The 18973-nt window shown below is 65.8% G+C and carries 17 protein-coding genes; 6 read left to right on the top strand and 11 right to left on the bottom strand.

The window, feature by feature from the left end; genetic code table 11:
• The first annotated feature begins 10 nt into the window (after positions 1–10).
• Together RI032_RS03135 and RI032_RS03140 are read left to right on the top strand one after the other, a co-directional pair.
• Positions 11–967 carry a hypothetical protein gene (locus RI032_RS03135; protein ID WP_322547832.1) on the top strand — a complete coding sequence of 319 codons (957 nt, stop codon included), beginning with the start codon at positions 11–13 and terminating at the stop codon, positions 965–967.
• Complete coding sequence (locus RI032_RS03140) at positions 964–1683, top strand: hypothetical protein (protein ID WP_322547833.1); 720 nt, start codon at positions 964–966, stop codon at positions 1681–1683. The genes RI032_RS03135 and RI032_RS03140 overlap by 4 nt, the downstream gene beginning before the upstream one ends.
• Before the next feature lie 83 nt (positions 1684–1766).
• Here the strand turns inward: RI032_RS03140 and RI032_RS03145 are convergent, their stop codons facing one another.
• The 7 genes from RI032_RS03145 to murJ form a co-directional block, all read right to left on the bottom strand.
• Positions 1767–2432, bottom strand: coding sequence for a lysoplasmalogenase (locus tag RI032_RS03145; RefSeq protein ID WP_322547834.1), 666 nt, complete (start codon positions 2430–2432; stop codon positions 1767–1769).
• The gene (locus tag RI032_RS03150; RefSeq protein WP_322547835.1) at positions 2429–4312 is read right to left on the bottom strand and encodes a M61 family metallopeptidase; all 1884 of its coding nucleotides are present in this window, start codon (positions 4310–4312) and stop codon (positions 2429–2431) included. The genes RI032_RS03145 and RI032_RS03150 overlap by 4 nt, the downstream gene beginning before the upstream one ends.
• 182 nt (positions 4313–4494) lie before the next feature.
• The gene (gene ispH / locus RI032_RS03155) at positions 4495–5445 is read right to left on the bottom strand and encodes a 4-hydroxy-3-methylbut-2-enyl diphosphate reductase (RefSeq protein WP_010483308.1); all 951 of its coding nucleotides are present in this window, start codon (positions 5443–5445) and stop codon (positions 4495–4497) included.
• Positions 5446–5472: 27 nt separating this feature from the next.
• Positions 5473–5997 (bottom strand): signal peptidase II, encoded by a 525-nt coding sequence (lspA, locus tag RI032_RS03160; RefSeq protein WP_010483311.1) that lies wholly within the window; start codon positions 5995–5997, stop codon positions 5473–5475.
• Complete coding sequence (gene ileS / locus RI032_RS03165) at positions 5997–8828, bottom strand: isoleucine--tRNA ligase (protein WP_322547836.1); 2832 nt, start codon at positions 8826–8828, stop codon at positions 5997–5999. The genes lspA and ileS overlap by 1 nt, the downstream gene beginning before the upstream one ends.
• A complete protein-coding gene (locus RI032_RS03170; RefSeq protein ID WP_010483316.1) occupies positions 8825–9772 on the bottom strand; it encodes a bifunctional riboflavin kinase/FAD synthetase in 948 nt (315 codons plus the stop codon). The genes ileS and RI032_RS03170 overlap by 4 nt, the downstream gene beginning before the upstream one ends.
• Positions 9773–9847: 75 nt before the next feature.
• A complete protein-coding gene (gene murJ, locus RI032_RS03175) occupies positions 9848–11452 on the bottom strand; it encodes a murein biosynthesis integral membrane protein MurJ (RefSeq protein ID WP_029379866.1) in 1605 nt (534 codons plus the stop codon).
• Between the two features lie 117 nt (positions 11453–11569).
• Here murJ and rpsT point away from each other — a divergent pair, with 117 nt between their 5' ends.
• A complete protein-coding gene (gene rpsT / locus RI032_RS03180; protein WP_005408560.1) occupies positions 11570–11839 on the top strand; it encodes a 30S ribosomal protein S20 in 270 nt (89 codons plus the stop codon).
• 216 nt (positions 11840–12055) lie between these two features.
• Here rpsT and cgtA read toward each other — a convergent pair whose 3' ends face one another.
• The 3 genes from cgtA to rplU form a co-directional block, all read right to left on the bottom strand.
• The gene (gene cgtA, locus RI032_RS03185; RefSeq protein WP_134958411.1) at positions 12056–13108 is read right to left on the bottom strand and encodes an Obg family GTPase CgtA; all 1053 of its coding nucleotides are present in this window, start codon (positions 13106–13108) and stop codon (positions 12056–12058) included.
• 193 nt (positions 13109–13301) lie between these two features.
• Positions 13302–13565 (bottom strand): 50S ribosomal protein L27, encoded by a 264-nt coding sequence (rpmA, locus tag RI032_RS03190; protein ID WP_005415704.1) that lies wholly within the window; start codon positions 13563–13565, stop codon positions 13302–13304.
• Between the two features lie 18 nt (positions 13566–13583).
• Complete coding sequence (rplU, locus tag RI032_RS03195; protein ID WP_005408557.1) at positions 13584–13892, bottom strand: 50S ribosomal protein L21; 309 nt, start codon at positions 13890–13892, stop codon at positions 13584–13586.
• A 338-nt stretch (positions 13893–14230) separates the two neighbouring features.
• On the opposite strand from rplU, the gene uvrA reads away from it, so the two are divergent.
• The 3 genes from uvrA to RI032_RS03210 all read left to right on the top strand — a co-directional run bounded on the left by uvrA (position 14231) and on the right by RI032_RS03210 (position 18439).
• Positions 14231–17221, top strand: coding sequence for an excinuclease ABC subunit UvrA (gene uvrA / locus RI032_RS03200; RefSeq protein ID WP_043396729.1), 2991 nt, complete (start codon positions 14231–14233; stop codon positions 17219–17221).
• Positions 17221–17628: an acyl-CoA thioesterase gene (locus RI032_RS03205; RefSeq protein ID WP_010483330.1), complete on the top strand. Its 408-nt coding sequence runs from the start codon at positions 17221–17223 to the stop codon at positions 17626–17628. Before uvrA ends, RI032_RS03205 begins: the two co-directional genes overlap by 1 nt.
• A gap of 85 nt (positions 17629–17713) precedes the next feature.
• Entirely contained in the window at positions 17714–18439 is a 726-nt protein-coding gene (locus RI032_RS03210) for an enolase (RefSeq protein ID WP_322547837.1), read from the top strand.
• A gap of 72 nt (positions 18440–18511) precedes the next feature.
• Here RI032_RS03210 and RI032_RS03215 read toward each other — a convergent pair whose 3' ends face one another.
• Positions 18512–18958, bottom strand: a complete 447-nt coding sequence (locus tag RI032_RS03215; RefSeq protein WP_322547838.1) for a copper chaperone PCu(A)C — start codon at positions 18956–18958, stop codon at positions 18512–18514.
• Positions 18959–18973 lie beyond the last annotated feature (15 nt).

Below are 18973 nucleotides of genomic sequence, written 5' to 3' on the forward strand. Positions count from 1 at the left end.
CCCTTCCCCCATGAAAGCCTATCTCTGGTTCTGGGGCGCGTTCCTGCTGTTCTTCGCGTTGCCTTTTCCCTGCATTCTCTATTTCGGCACCTCGTGGCCGGTGGCGTTGGTCGACCGCAGCGCGCCGTGGCCGGCACTGTTGCTGCTCGCACTGTCGATGGCCTTGTGGCTGACGCTGCTGTTCGCCTTCCTGCACTACCTGTTGCTGGGGCCACCGCGCGCACTGCACCGGGTGCAGTCGATCCTGGCCGACGGTGAACCGCGCAGTGCACTAATCGAACAGGCCGAACAGACCGGCGTGCAGGTGCGCGGCTTCGCGCAGTGGAAACTGCAGTTGTCCTTCAAGAACCTGTCAGGTACGCCGATCCGCGAACAGATGCTGGTGATCGACAGCAAACCCCAGCTGCATCGCTTCGAGGTGGGCAGGCACATCGATGCGCGCCTGGGCCGGACGCCCGGGGCATTCCCCAACATCGTGCTGGACGGCGCCCAGCCCGAACTGAATGTTGCCAGCCTGTGGCGGCGTGGCATCGGTGCAGCACTCGGCATCGCAGCCGTTGCCGCTGCCTATGTGTTGGCCTACCGGCTGCAGAACGAGGGGCTGGGCTGGACCTTCCTGTCGTTCGGTCACCCGCTGCTGGTATGCCCGCTGGTGCTGTGTGGCTATGCGCTGGGGCTGCGCCTGCTCGGCCGCCTGCTGCACGCCGATGCCCGCGGTGATGCGCTGAAGTATCGCGGCATCGGCGTGGAGGCCCGGGTATTGAAGGTCCGTCAGACCGGCACCTACCTCAACGAACAACCACAGGTGGAGTTCCAGCTGGAATACATCGACCGCGAAGGCAACGTGCAGCAGGCCCGCGTGCGCCGCTTCATCCCGCTGATTGAACTGGCCAACATCCCGCGCGAGCACGTGACGCTGCTGTACGACCCGGATGACCGCAGCAACGTGCGGCTGGAGGGAATATGAAACAGCCTCCCTCCACCCGCACGGTGTTCCTGGTACTGCTGCTGGTTCTGGCGGGCGCGGCCATTGCCGGCGGCGCAGTGCAGACCATCAGCGAAACGCTGGGGCATTCGGTACAGCCGGACCGGTTGCCCCACTCCGTCCCGTCTCAGTCACAGCGCGAACAACCCGTATCGCTTGTGCCGTCCCCGGCGCCCTTCCCCGCGGCGAGTACCGCTGCGGCGCCCGAGCGCAACAATCGCCTGTTCGATGCGGACTACCTGCTGGCTGCCCGTCAGGCACTGGAGCAGCTGCCGGCACTGGCCGGCCAGCGGCTGACGGTCTTCCACAGCATCCACTTCTACGACGATGGCCGCATCAACCTGGATCTGGTCGATCCGCAACAGCCGGGCCACGTCGACAGCTATCACTTTGAACGTGGCCAGTGGCGCAAGGGCAATCCGGTGAACCCGCAGCAGTTCGCGCCGACCATCAGCCTGCAGCGCAGCAGCACATCCCTGGCCAGCATCGATTTCGAGGCCGTGCCGCGCGTGGCGCAGGCATTGCAGGAACAACGCAATGCCCTGCAGAACCCCGCATCCGAAGTCGGCCACGTGTATGTGATCGTGCGCAAGGGCGGCAAGCTGGTGTGGCTGCCGGACGAAGTGGCCGGTGACCGCGAATCCGTGCGCCTGCAGTTCGATGCGCAGGGCACTCTGCGCGGCGTGCACCGCCGATAAGCCACACAAAAAGGGGACGGAGGGGATTAAGTCGTATTTGCCTTGGTGCGGTTTGCGACTTAATCCCCTCCGTCCCCTTTTTTCTATTTCACCGAGCGGGCGATGGCGTACTGCGCGCCGTAGTAGGTGGACAACACCAGCAGGCTGGCCAACGGCAGGCCACCGGCGAAGCGGTCCCAGGCCAGCAGGGAATCGCTGGCCACGAACAGCAATGCACCTGCCGCGGCCCAGCGGGCGCTTCGGGCGTCCACGGCACCGGGCTGCGGGCTGCGCCACTGCCGTGCCAGGGCCAGCACCGCCATCGACGCCAGCACCACCACGTAGGCCAGCACCGGCACACGCATCGGCACCGGCAGGTGCGGCCACAGGCCCATCACGTTGAGCACGGCAAATGCACCCAGCAGCACAGCGGCGCCGAACAGCCCACGCCCGGCACGCAGGCCATCGCGGAAGGCGACGATGTAGCAGACATGCGCCAGCAGGAACGCGACCAGTCCCGGCACGAACGCATCCATCGGCAGCATCAGCGCGATGTCGCCCACGCACGAAAGCAGCATGCCGGCCAGCACCGCACGGCGGTAGAACGGCTGCGCCGGATCATGCACACGCCAGGCGATGGCCGCGATCAGCAGCGTGGTCGCGGGCTTGGCCAGCCAGTGCAGCCATCGCCCATCGCCGTGCAGGAACGCGCCGACGATGGCGAGGATCGCCATCAACAGGACCGCGCCATCGCGGGCGCGCGACTTCATCGCGCCTTCCACAGATCTGCAAGGCGGTCGGGCTTGCCGGTGATGCGCTCCAGCACCGGGTACTGCAGGCCACCGTGGTAAGCGATGCTCATGGTTTCAATGCGGTCGAACTGCTTCACCAGCAACATGATCGGCGCCTTGTCCTTCGCTGCCGCAGCCACCGCGTCCTTCAAGCGCTGGCTGCTGTACTCGCGCCCGCCCACCGCGATCACCTTCATGCCAGGTGCAAGACCGGCGTTGAAGGCCGGGCTGTCCCAGATCACATCACCGACCGTGCCGTTGTCGAGCACGGTCGCACCCAGCGAGTACGCCAGCAGCGCCGCCTTCGCGCGCTTCTCCTGCGCCTTGTAGGCATCGTTCGGGGTATCGCGGTAGACCAGCTTCCAACCCGCCAGCTCCAGGCCGCCAGTCAACGAACCGTGGCCGTCCAGGCGCCCGCGCAGGAACGTGGCCCAGTCGTACGGCGCGATGCCGTTCAAGGTCGCGACCACGTCATTGAAGGTGTACGGATTGACGTCCCAGTCGCCATTGCCGACGCCGAAAAAGGCGCGCGCGAAGTCGTCCAGGCTGCGGCGGTTGCCGCTCAGTTCACGCAGCTTGCCCTCCACTTCCAGCCACAGCATCTGGCCGCCGGAGTAGTAGTCCTCGCTCATCTGGTAGTTGCGATACGGCAGCGTGCGACGCTGGGCGATGGTCGGGTCATTGGTGGTGTCCTGCAGCGGACGCCAGGCCAGGCCCGGGCGGCCACGGTCATAGGTCGCGGCCACATTGGCCAGCATGTCGCGCGCCTGCGCAGCCGACCACAACCCCGAGCGTGCTGCCAGCACCTGCCCCCAGAACTGGGTCTGCCCTTCGTACACCCACAGCAGGCTGTCGCCCATGGGCACGTTGAAGTTGGCGGTGGCCAGGTCGGCGCCGCGACGGTACTTGCCGTTCCAGGAATGGGTGTACTCGTGCGGCAGCAGGTCACGCATCCACGCGTTGCTGTCCCACTCGCTGAAGTAGCCCGGATCGGCACTGTTCTCGCTGGAACGGTGATGCTCCAGGCCGATGCCACCGAGGCGGTCGGTCAATGCCAGCAGGAACTCATAGTGGTTGTAGTGGCGCGCACCGTAGAGCTTGTCGGCCTGCTGCACCAGCGCGCGGTGCATCGTGATCTGCGCCTCGCTCGGCTTCAGCGACTTGGCGTCGTCGGCAAACACATTGAGGTGCACCGGTACCTTCGCGCCCGGATCGAGATCAATGCGCTGATAGTGCTCGCCGGCAAACAGCGGCGAATCGACCAGGTGGTCGTAGGAGATCGGCTTGAACACCACGGTGTCGCCGTCGCGGCGCGCGGTTTCCAGCGCAGTGGCGAATGACCAGCCCTTGGGCAGGGTCACGCTGGCCTGCGCCTGCAGCTGGCGCGCATCGACGCCGGCCGGATACAGCGAATTGGCATTCCACTGCAGGTTGAGCATCTCCGGAGTCATCACCACCCGCCCCTGGCTGCCACCCTGCGACGACAGGAAATCGAAGTGGGCGACGATCTCGCTGGCGCCCTCCGGCACGTTCACCTTGAACGCATAGACGTTGTACTGATCGCGCTGCCAGGCCAGCGGCTTGCCGTTGGCGGTCACGCGCAGGCCGGCCAATTTATCGATCGGGCCGGTGGGCGAATGGTTGCCGGGAATCCACTGCGGGTACAGCAGGGTCATCGGGCCGGGTTTGGCCGGCACCGTGGCGGTCACCTTGAAGATGCGACGGGCCAGATCGCGTGCGTCGACCTCGATGCGCAGCAGGCCGGCAGCTGCGGCATCCCCCGGCGGCGAGGCCTGCGCCAGCGCGGGCGTGGCCGCCAGCGCGAACAGCAACGACAGTGCCAGGGCTCGGGTCTTCATCAGGCAGCTTCCAACAACGGAGAATCTTCCGATGCTAGGCCTGTAGCGTGCCCCGCCCCATGGCCAAAGGTCATGGGCAGGCCGCCCATCCTTGCATGCGAAAAAGCGTGCGAACCCAGGTTCGCACCCGCCAGAGCAGTTTCAGTAGATCCACGCCATGCGTGGATGAGGCGCTTCCGCGGTCAGTCGACCAACCGCAACCGCAGTTCCTTCGGCAGCGCGAACACCATCGATTCCGGTTCGCCGTCCAGTTCGCCCACGCCGCTGGCGCCCAGCTCGGCCAGGCGCGCGAGCACGCCGTCGACCAGCACCTGCGGCGCCGAGGCACCTGCGGTCACGCCGATGTGCTGCTTGCCTGCCACCCACGCCGGATCGATCTCGTGCGCGCCGTCGATCAGGTACGACTCCACGCCCTCACGGCGGGCCAGCTCGCTCAGACGGTTGGAGTTGGAGCTGTTCGGCGAACCGACCACCAGCACCAGGTCGCAGCGCTTGGCCAGGTCGCGCACGGCGTCCTGGCGGTTCTGCGTGGCGTAGCAGATGTCGTCGTTCTTCGGGCCCTGCATCGCCGGGAACCGCTCGCGCAATGCATCGATGATGCCGCGCGTGTCGTCCACCGACAGCGTGGTCTGGGTGGTGTAGGCGAAGTTTTCCGGCTGGTTGATGTGCAGCGTGGCAACCTGCTCCACGTCCTCCACCAGGTAGATCTGGCCGGTGCCGGCTTCGCGGTTCCACTGGCCCATGGTGCCTTCCACTTCCGGGTGACCGGCGTGGCCGATCAGCACCACGTCACGGCCGGCACGGCAGTGGCGGGCGACCTCGAAGTGCACCTTGGTCACCAGCGGGCAGGTGGCGTCGAACACCTTCAGGCCACGACGATCGGCTTCCTGGCGCACGGCCTGGGACACGCCATGGGCGCTGAAAATGACTGTGTTGTTGTCCGGCACTTCATCGAGTTCTTCGACGAAGATCGCGCCGCGCTGCTTCAGGTCGTCGACCACGAAGCGGTTGTGCACCACTTCATGGCGGACGTAGATGGGCGCGCCCAGCGTTTCGATCGCGCGCTTGACGATCTCGATCGCACGATCGACACCGGCACAGAAACCACGCGGGTTGGCGAGCAGCACATCCATCAGTTCAATCTCCCGGCAGCGGCCGGCTTACGGTTTCGGATTGGCATTATCCGCCTTTTTGGCGGACTTGCCGTCGAACAGGCCAAACAGGGCGATGCCGATGGCACCCACCACGATGGCCGAATCGGCGATGTTGAACGAGGGCCAGGTGTAGCTGCCCACGTACCACTGGATGAAATCGACCACATGACCATGCACCTGGCGGTCGATCACGTTGCCGATCGCGCCGCCGATGATCAGCGCATACGGCACGGCCGCCTTCCAGTTGCCACGGGCGGTGCCGCGCAGCCACCAGGCCATCAGGCCGCTGATGACGATCGCCAGCACGGTGAAGAAGTGCTTCTGCCAGCCACCGGCGTCGCTCAGGAAACTGAACGCCGCACCGGTGTTGTAGGTGCGGTACCAGTTCCAGAAGCCGTCGATGACCACCACCGGCTGGAACTCCGGCAGGCTCGACAGGACCCAGGCCTTGGACCACTGGTCCAGGCCGATGATGGCCGCCGACAGCAGCAGCCAGACCAGGGCGTTCGGATGTGGACGGGGCGCGGCCATCAGAACCAGCTCCGCACTTCACCGGCACCGGTGATGTTGCTCACGCAGCGACCGCACAGCTCCGGATGATCGGCATTGCTGCCGACGTCGGCGCGGTGGTGCCAGCAACGCACGCACTTGGCCTTGGTGGTCGGCTGGGCGCTGACGAACACCTCGTCGGTGGTCGCCGGACGCACCTGCACGTCACCACTGATGAACAGGAAACGCAGTTCATCGGCCAGCGGCTGCCAGCGCGCGGCCTGCTCTTCGCTGGCGGCGATGGTGATTTCCGCTTCCAGCGCGGCACCGATGGCACCGTTGGCGCGCATCGGTTCCAGCACCTTGGCCACCTGCTCGCGCACAGCCAGCAGCTGGTCGAAATCGGCGGCGTTGAGCTGCGCATCGGCCGGCAGCGGCGCCAGGCCGTCGTACCAGGTGGTGAACAGCACGTGGCCGGCGTGCTCGCCCGGCAGGTAGCCCCACAGCTCGTCGGCGGTGAAGGTCAGGATCGGTGCGACCCAGCGGGTGAACGCTTCGGCGATGTGGTACATCGCGCTCTGCGCCGAACGGCGACCGTGCGAATCGGTCGGCATCGTGTACAGGCGGTCCTTGGTCACATCCAGGTACAGCGAGCCCAGGTCCACGCTGCAGAAGTTCAGCAGCAGCTGCACGATCTCGGCCATGTTGTAGCCGTCGTAGGCCGCCTTGATCTTCTCCTGCAGCTCCCACGCGCGATGCACGATCCAACGGTCCAGCGCGACCATCTGATCCAGCGGCTGCAGGTGCTGGGCCGGATCGAAACCGTCCAGGTTGCCGAGCAGGAAGCGTGCGGTGTTGCGCAGGCGACGGTAGGCGTCGGCATTGCGCTTGAGGATCTCCTGCGACAGCGACATCTCGTTGCTGTAGTCGGCCGAGGCGATCCACAGACGCAGGATGTCCGCGCCCAGCTTGTTCATGATGTCCTGCGGCTCGATGCCGTTGCCCAGCGACTTGGACATCTTGCGGCCGTGCTCGTCCACGGTGAAGCCGTGGGTCAGGCACTGCTTGTACGGGGCGCGCTTGTCGATCGCCACGCCGGTCAGCAGCGAGGACTGGAACCAGCCACGGTGTTGGTCGGAACCTTCCAGGTACAGATCGGCCGGCTTGCCGAAGCCACGCGCGGCGAGCACGCCCTCATGAGTCACGCCCGAATCGAACCAGACGTCGAGGATGTCGGTGACCTTCTCGTAGTCGGCCGCTTCGGCACCCAGCAGTTCGGCAGCATCCAGCGAATACCAGACGTCGATGCCCTCGGCTTCGACGCGGTCGGCGACCTGCTGCATCAGTTCCACCGAACGCGGGTGGATCTCGCCGGTCTGGCGATGAGTGAACAGTGCGATCGGCACACCCCAGGTGCGCTGGCGCGAGATGGTCCAGTCCGGACGACCGTCGACCATGCTCTGGATGCGCGCCTTGCCCCAGGTCGGGAACCAGCCGACGGTGTCGATGGCGGCCAGCGCATCGTTGCGCAGGTTGGCCTTGTCCATCGAGATGAACCACTGCGGAGTGGCGCGGAACACCACCGGCGTCTTGTGGCGCCAGCAGTGCGGGTAGCTGTGGCGGATCGGATGGAACGCCAGCAGCGAACCGTTGTCGCGCAGCACGCCGACGATGGCCTCCTGCGCCTTCCACAGGTGCTGGCCAGCCAGCACCACGTCACCGGCCGGCGGGGTCGATTCCAGGTACACGCCACGGCCGTCGATCGGGGTCACCTGGCCGGCGTTGTACTTGTCCAGCAGGCCGTACTTCTGGCTGACCACGAAGTCTTCCTGGCCATGGCCGGGGGCGGTATGCACCGCACCAGTACCGTCCTCGTCGGACACATGGTCGCCGTTGAGCACCAGGATCCCGCGTTCCGGGTAGAACGGATGCGCCAGGAGCTGGTTTTCCAGCGCCGCGCCGTTGGTTTCACCGTGCAGCACCACTTCGTCCACGCCGTAGCGCTGCAGCGCGCGCTCGGCCAGCGCGGCAGCCAGCACCAGCCAACGGCGCTTGCCGTTGTGCGCCGGGCCTTCGGCCAGGACGTAGTTGATTTCCGCACCGAGCGATACCGCCAGCGAGGCCGGCAGCGTCCACGGGGTGGTGGTCCAGATCGGCACCGCCACTTCGACGTCGGCCGGCACGCTCACGCCGAACGCCTGGCCGATGGCCTGCGCATCACGCGCGGCGTAGGCCACGTCGATCGCCGGCGATTCCTTTTCCTGGTACTCGATCTCGGCCTCGGCCAGCGCCGAGCCACAGTCGAAGCACCAGTACACCGGCTTGGCGCCGCGGACCAGGTGGCCATTGGCCACGACCTTGGCCAGCGCACGGATCTCGTTGGCTTCGAAGTCGAAGCTCAGAGTCTTGTACGGGTTGTCCCAGTCACCGGTCACGCCCAGGCGCTTGAAGTCCACGCGCTGGATGTTGATCTGCTCTTCGGCGAACTCGCGGCACTTCTGGCGGAATTCGACGGCGTCGAGCTTGGTGCCGACCTTGCCCCACTTCTTTTCGACCGCGATCTCGATCGGCAGGCCATGGCAGTCCCAGCCCGGCACGTAGGGCGCATCGAAGCCGGCCAGGTAGCGCGACTTGACGATGATGTCCTTCAGGATCTTGTTGACCGCGTGGCCGAGGTGGATGCGGCCGTTGGCGTACGGCGGGCCATCGTGCAGCACGAACAGCGGGCGGCCGGCGGCGTTGTCGCGCAGCTGCTGGTAGAGCCCCTGCGCTTCCCACTGCGCCAGAATGCCCGGCTCGCGCTTGGGCAGGTCGCCGCGCATCGGGAATTCGGTGGCTGGCAGGTTCAGGGTGGTCTTGTAGTCCTGGCTCACGCAGTGGCTCGCAATCTATGTTCGGAAAGGATGGCGCGCGCCTGTTCGGCGTCGCGGTGCATCTGGTCGGTCAGGGCCGCCAGATCATTGAATTTCTCTTCGTCGCGCAGCTTGGCGACGAATTCCACTTCGATGTGTCGACCGTACAGGTCGCCCTGGAAATCGAACAGGTGGGCTTCCAGCAGCGGCTCCACGCCCTCCACCGTCGGCCGCGTGCCGAAGCTGGACACCGACGGCCACGGCTGGTCGAACACGCCGTGCACCCAGGTCGCGTAGATGCCCGACAGCGCAGGGGTCTTCGGGAAACGCAGGTTGGCGGTGGGGAAGCCCAGCGTACGGCCGAGCTGGCGCCCGCGCACCACCCGGCCGCTGATCGCGTACGGTCGGCCCAGCAGATCGTTTGCGCGGGCGAAGTCGCCCTCCTGCAGCAGCTGGCGGATGCGGGTGCTGGAGATGCGCTCGCCATGCAGGTCGACCGCTTCGATTTCACCCGCGGTGAAGCCCAGTTCGGCGCCCATCTTCTGCAGCAGGGCCAGGTCGCCGCGACGGCGGTTGCCGAAGCAGAACTCCGGCCCGATCCAGACCTCACGCGCACTCAGGCGATTGACAAGCAGCTGGTGCACGAAGGTCTCGGCCGGCATCGCCGCCATTGCCGCGTCGAAACGCAGCAGGCCGATCGCATCGACACCGAGCTCGCGCAGGATCTCGACCTTGCTGCGGGCCAGGGTCAGCCGCGGCGGCGGCGTGCCCTGGGCGAAGAATTCACGCGGCAGCGGCTCGAACGCCACGGCCACCGCGGCCACGCCCAAGGCGCGCGCGCGGGCAACCGCGTGGCGGACCAGCGCACGATGACCCAGGTGGAGGCCGTCGAATGCACCGATACAGACCACGCTTCCGTTCGGGAACAGCTCCCCGCCCTCGACGCTTCTGAACAGCCTGCTCATCAACTCTCGTTCCGGCCCGACCGGGGCCGCCGTTTCAATGGTGTAACCCTGAAGTATAGCCGCCACGGGCCGCGATCAATGCCCACGCAGGTCGCGCGGGCGGAAGCCCATCGCCAGCATGGCCACCGCGTAGGTCGCACCGCCACCGCCGACCAGCAGCGACAGGCTGCCGATCCGCTCCCAGACACCCATCGCGGAGAACGCTGGCAGCCAGTGCAACAGGGCCAGCAGCACACCAACCATGGCCGCACAGGCCAGCAGCAGGCGCAGCAGATAGCCGCCCCAGCCCGGCCGGCGCTGGTAGACGTCGGTCTTGCCCAGCCAGTACCACAACAGGCCGAGGTTCAGGTAACTGGACAGTGCGCTGGCAATGCCCAGCGCCAGGTGCAGGCCCGGCTGCTTGCCGATGGCCGCCATTACGCCCTGCGCTTTCAGCTCATCGGGCACCATCACCTGGTACAGCACGGCCAGCAGCGCGAAGTTGAACACCATGTTGGCCACCAGCGCGGCCACACCGGCGCGTACCGGAGTCTTGGTGTCCTGGCGGGCGTAGAACGCCGGCAGCACCACTTTCAACAGGGCGAACGCCGGCAGGCCGAAGCTCAGGCCGTACACCGACAGCGCGGTCATGCGGGTATCGAAGGCGCTGAACTGGCCGTGCTGGAAGATGGTTGCGATCAGCGGCTCGGCCAGCAGCAGCAGGCCCAGCATGGCCGGCACCGAGATCAGCAGGGTCATGCGCAGGCCCCAGTCCAGCGAGCGCGAGAAGCCCTCGCGGTCAGTACTCACGTGGTGGCGGGCCAGCGCCGGCAGGATCACCGTGCCCAGCGCCACGCCGAACACGCCCAGCGGCAGCTCCAGGAAGCGGTCGGCCAGCGACAGCCAGGACTGCGAGCCATCGGTCAGCTTGGCCGCGATGACGGTGTCCAGCAGCAAGTTGATCTGCGCCACCGACGAGCCGAACAGGGTCGGCACCATCAGCGTCATCACCTTGCGCACGCCCGGGTGGCTCCAGCCCCAGCGCGGCAGGGTCAGCAGGTTGATGCCCTTCAGCGAGGGCAGCTGGAACAGCAGCTGCAGGATACCGGCGGCCAGTACCGCCCAGCCCAGTGCCAGGATCTGCTTCTCTGGAGTGCCGCCCAGCCGCGGGGCCAGCCACAGCGCACCGGCGATCATGCACAGGTTGAGGATGACCGGGGTGAGCGCCGGCATGGCGAAGCGCTGGAAGCTGTTCAGCGCGCCGCCGGCCAGCGCGGTGAGCGAGACGAACAACAGGAACGGGAAGGTCAGGCGGAACAGGTCGATCAGCAGGCCCTGCTTCACCGGGTCGGTATCAACGCCGCTTGAGAAGACCGAGGCCAGCTGCGGTGCGAAGATCAGCGCCACGGCGGTGACCAGCATCAGCACCCCCCCTAGGGTACCGGCGGTGCGGGCCATCAACTCACGCAGTTCGGCGTGGCTGCGGGTTTCCTTCACTTCCGTGAACACCGGCACGAAAGCGGTGGCGAACGAGCCTTCGGCGAACAAACGCCGCAGGAAATTGGGTACCCTGAAGGCAACCCAGAACGCATCGGTGACCGCATTGGTGCCGAACGTGGTGGTGATCACCTGGTCCCGGACAAGTCCGAGCACCCGCGAGACCATGGTCATGCTGCTGAACGACAGCAGGCCTCGCAACATCTTCGGTGAACTCACTCAGCGTCCCTCTTGACAATCGACTTGACGTGCATTTCTCGGGCCATCATACTAGCTAGCTTGCTGTTCCCATAACACCGATTTTTTCAGGAAACCACCACCGTGGCCAATATCAAGTCCGCCAAGAAGCGCGCCAAGCAGACCGTCGTGCGCAACGCGCGCAACGTGGCTCAGCGCTCGATGCTGCGCACCGCTGTCAAGAAAGTGATCAAGGCGCTGGACGCCAACGATGCCGCCGGCGCCGAAGCCGCCTTCGCCGTTGCCCAGCCGATCCTGGATCGCTTCAGCGCGCGTGGCCTGATCCACAAGAACAAGGCTGCCCGCCATAAGAGCCGCCTGAACGACCGCATCAAGGCCCTCAAGGCCGCCTGATCCGGCGTTGCCGCCCTGCCCTTCGGGGTTTGGGCTGCAGACAAAAGCCCGGCCTCGGCCGGGTTTTTTGTTGCCTGCGATCCAGCTTATGTAGAGTCGAGCCCACGCTCGGCTGCCGTCTGCGCGGAAAGCCGAGCATGGCTCGGCTCTACAGCAAAAGCAGTCCCAACAAAAAACCCGGCCGAAGCCGGGTTTTTGCACGGAACCACAACGGCATCACTGCGCGTTGCGGGCTTCCAGCTCGTCTTCCTTCTGGCGATCGAAGAACGCCATGATCCGGCTCATGATCGGGAAGGTGCCTTCGCGGCCCAGCGCCGAGACCAGGAACCACGGCTCCTTCCAGCCCAGCTCGGCGACGATCTGCTCGGCCGCGGCCTTCGCTTCGTCTTCGAACATCAGGTCAGCCTTGTTCAGCACCAGCCAGCGCGGCTTCTGCAGCAGCTCCGGATCGTGCTTTTCCAGTTCGCGCTCGATCGCACGCACCTGCTCGACCGGGGAAATGCCTTCCACCCCACCTTCCATCGGCGAGATGTCCACCAGGTGCAGCAGCAGGCGGGTGCGCTGCAGGTGGCGCAGGAACTGCGCGCCCAGGCCGGCACCATCCGCCGCGCCTTCGATCAGGCCCGGAATATCGGCAATCACGAAGCTGCGGTGGTTCTCCACCTTCACCACACCCAGGTTCGGGTACAGCGTGGTGAACGGGTAATCGGCCACCTTCGGCGTTGCCGCCGAAACGGCACGGATCAGCGTGCTCTTGCCCGCGTTGGGGAAGCCCAGCAGGCCGACATCGGCCAGCAGCTTCAACTCCAGCTTCAGCGTGCGCTCTTCGCCCGGCTCGCCCGGCAGCGCCTGGCGCGGCGAGCGGTTGGTCGAACTCTTGAAATGCATGTTGCCCAGGCCACCACGGCCACCCTTGGCCACCAGCAGGCGGTCGCCGTGCTGGGTCAGGTCGCCGATGACTTCATCGGTGGCAACGTTGATCACCACGGTGCCGACCGGCACGGTGATGGTCAGGTCTTCGCCGCCCTTGCCATAGGCCTGGCGGCCCATGCCGTTCTCGCCGCGCTGCGCCTTGAAGATGCGCTCATGGCGGAAGTCGACCAGGGTGTTCAGGTTTTCGTCGGCGCGGATGTACACGCTGCCGCCCGCACCGCCGTCGCCGCCGTCCGGGCCGCCGAGCGGAATGAACTTCTCGCGACGGAAGCCAATGCAGCCGTTGCCGCCGTTGCCGGCGAACACTTCGATTTCTGCTTCGTCTACCAGTTTCATTGTTTCGATGCCTGCGATGGGCGCGGCCTGACTGCCGTCGCCTTGAATGTCATGCCGGCCGCGGGCCGACAACCCGGCATGGCCGGTCTTGCGTTCACTCTAACGAAAAGCCCCGCCGAAGCGGGGCTCTCCATGCAACGTGCTCTTCATCCAGCACAGCCATGCCGGGGCATGGGTGCCGGCGATGCCTGGATCAGGCGTCGGCCGAGACGATGCTGACGGTACGACGCTTCTTGGCGCCCTTGACCGAGAACTCCACCTTGCCGTCCACGAGGGCGAACAGGGTGTGGTCACGGCCCAGGCCAACGCCCGAACCCGGGTGGAACTGGGTGCCGCGCTGACGCACGATGATGTTGCCGGCTTCGATGGCCTGGCCGCCGAAGATCTTGACGCCCAGGTACTTCGGGTTGGAGTCGCGACCGTTGCGCGAGGAGCCTACGCCCTTTTTATGTGCCATGACTGCTTCTCCTGATGCTTAGCCGGCGATGCCGGTGATCTCGATTTCGGTGTAGTACTGACGGTGACCCTGACGCTTCATGTGGTGCTTGCGGCGACGGAACTTGATGATCCGGACCTTGTCAGCACGACCCTGGGACAGGACCTTGGCGGTGACGGCAGCGCCCTTCAGCGCATCGCCCAGCTTCACGCCGTCGCTGTCACCCAGCATCAGGATGTTGTCAAACTTGATCTCGCTGCCGACTTCGACTTCGAGCTTTTCAATGCGGAGCTTTTCGCCCTGCGCCACGCGGTATTGCTTACCGCCGGTGACCAGTACTGCGTACATGACCAGGCCTTCCTCTGTAGTTATTGTGGTCTGAGCTGCCGCCATCGAGGGCGGACAGGAGCGGAATTGTACGCAGATCAGCGGGCGCGGGTCAAGTCAACCCCTGCGCAGCCCGGGGGCCGGCCCTGTAGGGTCGAGCCATGCCAGGCTGAACGGTCCGGGGCCCAGGCAGCCGGGCATGGTCCGGCTCTACACAAAGCTGTCGGCCTGTCTCATTAGGTGAGACATCGGGCTGGCATTGTCGCCCATTGCCCCCATCTGGTCACCTCGGTAGGCTGACCGATTGCCGTTCCCTGCTGGCCCGGCACCCAGCCAACGCCCCCACAACCGGATCCCCCATGGCGATGGATTTCATCCGCATCCGCGGCGCGCGGACGCACAATCTGAAGAACCTCGACCTCGACCTGCCCCGCGACAAGCTGATCGTGATCACCGGCCTGTCCGGTTCGGGCAAGTCCTCGCTGGCGTTCGACACCATCTATGCAGAAGGCCAGCGCCGCTACGTCGAATCGCTGTCGGCCTATGCGCGCCAGTTCCTGAGCGTGATGGAAAAGCCGGACCTGGACCACATCGAAGGCCTGTCTCCGGCCATCTCGATCGAGCAGAAGTCGACCTCGCACAACCCGCGTTCGACGGTCGGCACCATCACCGAGATCTACGACTACCTGCGCCTGCTGTACGCCCGCGTCGGCACTCCGCGCTGCCCGGACCACGGCTATCCGCTGGAAGCGCAGACGGTCAGCCAGATGGTCGATCAGGTACTGACCCTGGACCCGGAACAGCGCTACATGCTGCTGGCCCCGGTCATCCGCGACCGCAAGGGCGAACACGCCCAGGTGTTCGACCAGCTGCGCGCGCAGGGCTTCGTGCGTGTGCGCGTGGACGGCGAGCTGCATGAAATCGATGCGGTGCCGCCGCTGGCGCTGCGCCAGAAGCACACCATCGAGGCGGTGATCGACCGCTTCCGCCCGCGCGAGGACATCAAGCAGCGGCTGGCCGAGAGCTTCGAGACCGCGCTGAAGCTCGGCGATGGCATGGCCTCGGTGCAGAGCCTGGACACCGCCGACGCCACGCCGGCACTGTTCTCCTCCAAGTACTCCTGCCCGGTCTGCGACTACTCGCTGCCGGAGCTGGAACCGCGTCTGTTCTCATTCAACGCACCGATGGGTGCCTGTCCCGGCTGCGATGGCCTGGGCATCGCCGAGTTCTTCGACCCTTCGCGCGTGGTCGTGCACCCGGAGCTGTCGCTGGCCGCTGGCGCGGTGCGTGGCTGGGACCGTCGCAACGCCTACTACTTCCAGCTGATCGCCTCGCTGGCCAAGCACTACAAGTTCGACGTGGACGCCGCGTGGAACTCGCTGTCGGCCAAGATCCAGCAGGCCGTGCTGTACGGCAGCGGCGACGAAACGATCACCTTCACCTACTTCACCGAAGCCGGTGGCCGCACCCAGCGCAAGCATCGCTTCGAGGGCATCATTCCCAACCTCGAACGCCGCTACAAGGAAACCGAATCGCCGGCGGTGCGCGAGGAGCTGTCCAAGTACATCAGCGAACAGCCGTGCCCGGAATGCAACGGCGCGCGCCTGAACAAGGCGGCACGCAACGTGTTCGTGGCCGATCGTCCGCTACCGGAGCTGGTGGTGCTGCCGATCGACGAGGCACTGAAGTTCTTCAGCGAACTGAGCCTGCCGGGCTGGCGCGGCGAGATCGCCGCGAAGATCGTCAAGGAGATCGGCGAACGCCTCGGCTTCCTGGTCGATGTCGGCCTGGATTACCTGACCCTGGAGCGCAAGGCCGACACCTTGTCCGGAGGCGAGGCGCAGCGCATCCGCCTGGCCAGCCAGATCGGCGCCGGCCTGGTCGGCGTGATGTACGTGCTCGACGAGCCGTCGATCGGCCTGCACCAGCGCGACAACGAACGCCTGCTCGGCACCCTCACCCGCCTGCGTGACCTGGGCAACACGGTGATCGTGGTCGAGCATGACGAGGATGCGATCCGGCTGGCCGACTATGTGCTGGACATCGGCCCGGGCGCGGGCGTGCACGGCGGCGAGATCGTCGGCCAGGGCACCCTGCAGGACATCCTGGAGGCACCACGCTCGCTGACCGGCCAGTACCTTTCGGGCAAGCGCGCGATCGAGATCCCGGCGCGCCGGCACACCCCGAACCCGAAAATGACCCTGCATCTGCGCGGGGCGACCGGCAACAACCTGAAGGGCGTGGACCTGGCGATTCCGTCGGGGCTGCTGACCTGCGTGACCGGCGTGTCCGGCTCGGGCAAGTCGACCCTGATCAACGACACCCTGTTCTCGCTGGCCGCCAACGAGATCAACGGCGCCTCGCATCCGATCGCTCCCTACAAGGAGATCGATGGCCTGGACCTGTTCGACAAGGTGGTGGACATCGACCAGTCGCCGATCGGCCGCACCCCGCGTTCGAACCCGGCCACCTACACCGGCCTGTTCACTCCCCTGCGCGAACTGTTCGCACAGGTGCCCGAAGCGCGTGCGCGTGGCTATTCGCCGGGCCGCTTCAGCTTCAACGTGCGCGGCGGCCGCTGCGAAGCCTGCCAGGGTGATGGCCTGATCAAGGTCGAAATGCACTTCCTGCCGGACGTGTACGTGCCGTGCGATGTCTGCCATGGCAAGCGCTACAACCGCGAGACGCTGGAGATCCTGTACAAGGGCTTCAACATCAACGACGTGCTGGAAATGACCGTCGAGGATGCGCTGAAGCTGTTCGAGCCGGTGCCGTCGATCGCGCGCAAGCTGGAAACGCTGGTCGACGTCGGCCTGAGCTACATCAAGCTGGGCCAGAGCGCGACCACATTGTCCGGTGGTGAAGCGCAGCGCGTGAAGCTGTCCAAGGAACTGTCACGCCGCGATACAGGCCGCACCCTGTACATCCTCGACGAGCCGACCACCGGCCTGCACTTCCACGACATCGAAGCGCTGTTGGGCGTGCTGCACAAGCTGCGCGACGAAGGCAACACGGTGGTGGTGATCGAGCACAACCTGGACGTGATCAAGACCGCCGACTGGATTGTGGATCTGGGACCGGAAGGCGGCCATCGCGGTGGCACCATCCTGGTCACCGGCACGCCGGAGGACGTGGCGGCCTGCCCGCAGTCGTACACCGGCCAGTTCCTGGCCCGCATGCTGCCCTCCACCAGCGCGCGCCCGGAGCAACCGGCTGCGGTGGCCAACAAGCCCGACGCCCGTCCGCCACGCAAGGTGAAGCCTGAGAAGCCGGCGAAGAAGGCGGTGGCTGCCAAGAGCACCGGCAAGACCAGCAAGACCGCGACGACCCGCAAGAAGAAGGACGCCTGATGAGCAGCGAACACAAGATCCTGGCCCGCATCCCGATCAGCGTGCGGTGGCGCGACATGGACAGCATGGGCCACGTCAACAACGCCAAGTACATTTCCTATCTGGAAGAAGCCCGCGTGCGCTGGATGCTGGGCGTTGAAGGCGTGTCGATGACCGACCGCATCGCACCGGTGGTGGCCGCGACCAACGTCAACTACCGGCTGCCGATCGTGTGGCCCAACGACATCCTGGTCGAGCTGTTCGTCGAGCGCCTGGGCAACAGCAGCGTGACCATCGGCCACCGCATCGTCGACCAGCAGGACGATTCGAAGCTGTATTCCGACGGTAACGTGGTGGTGGTCTGGATGGATACGCAGACCGGCAGGAGCGCACCGCTGCCGGAGGCGATCCGCAGCGCGTCGAGCTGATCCGCTTCTGGTAGATGCCGACCTTGGTCGGCGTCTGGTCCGCCGGGCATGGCCCGGCGCTACCGTTGCAATTCAAAGGATTGACATGATCCACCAGACTGAACTGAGCGACCTGCTGCCCGGCATGGTCCCCTTCCCCACCGACGTCTTCCCCGCTGACCAGGCGTGGCTCGCCCAGCATCTGCTGCCGCTGCTGAAGATCGACCTGGGCGTGCTGCGCCCGGAACTGGCCGGCCAGGTGGCAACGATGCTGTGCCCGATCGATCCGTATGACGGCTGCATCGGCGAGACCACCGAAGAACACCACAACGATTTCACCGGCACCAACTGGATCGCCTTCGAATTGACCGCCGGCAACGAGATGCGCTTTCTCGGCAACGAGGGCTATTTCATCGGCGACGCAGTGCAGGACAAGCACGCGCAGGAACACATCGCACAGATGCGCGAGAGCTACGCCAAGGCCCGCGACTACCATGCCGCGCACGGCCGTCTCGCCTGCTACTCGCGCTACGGCAACGGTGAGGCCAGCGAGCGCGATTACCTGGATACGCTGGGGGGACCGATAGGCTTCGGCAACTGGACCGAGACCGCGGAGATTCCCGCGGCATTCGAACTGGGCTTCACCGACGCTGCCGATGACCCCAACGCTGCGGACGATGCTGAAACGGTGATCATCACCCGCAATGGCAACACGTTCTTCGCCGTTGCCGACGTGGCCGGCTACAACTGGTGCGCCACCGGTGCCGATGCGATCGTAATGCTGTACGAGCCGGAAAGCCGCACGGTGCTGTTCTCGTACGACTGGACGTAAGCTCCCGCAGTAGTGCCGGCTGCTGGCCGGCATTTCCTGTGCTGCCGGCCAGCGGCCGGCACTACCATCCCGCTACGGCGCAGCCTTGCGCACGGTCAGCGCCGCACTCGCTTCGCCACCGCCTTCCAGCTGCAGCCGCAGCGGCAGCGCCTGGCCTTCCTTCAACGGGCCCTTGCCCTGCATCAGCATCAGGTGCAGGCCACCGGGCTTGAGCTCGGCACGCGCGCCCGGTGCCAATGGCAGGCGCTCGATCGCGCGCATCCGGCTGACCCCATCGACGATGGTGGTTTCGTGCAGCGACACATCGCCAAACACCGCACTGCTTGCGCCGGTGATCACCATCGCCTTGCTGCAGCCGTTGTGGATCACGCCGTAGCCGGCGGTCATCGGCATCGCCGGATTCGGTGGCAACCGCGCCCAGCCCTGCTCCACCGTGACGCAGGCCGGTTCCGCCGCCGAAACCGATGCTGCGGCCGCACACAGAACCAACAGTACGCCAACGCATGGTTTGGTTATCATCGTCCAGGTTCCTTC

The organism is Stenotrophomonas geniculata, from assembly GCF_034508895.1.
Classification (GTDB): Bacteria; Pseudomonadota; Gammaproteobacteria; order Xanthomonadales; family Xanthomonadaceae; genus Stenotrophomonas; species Stenotrophomonas geniculata.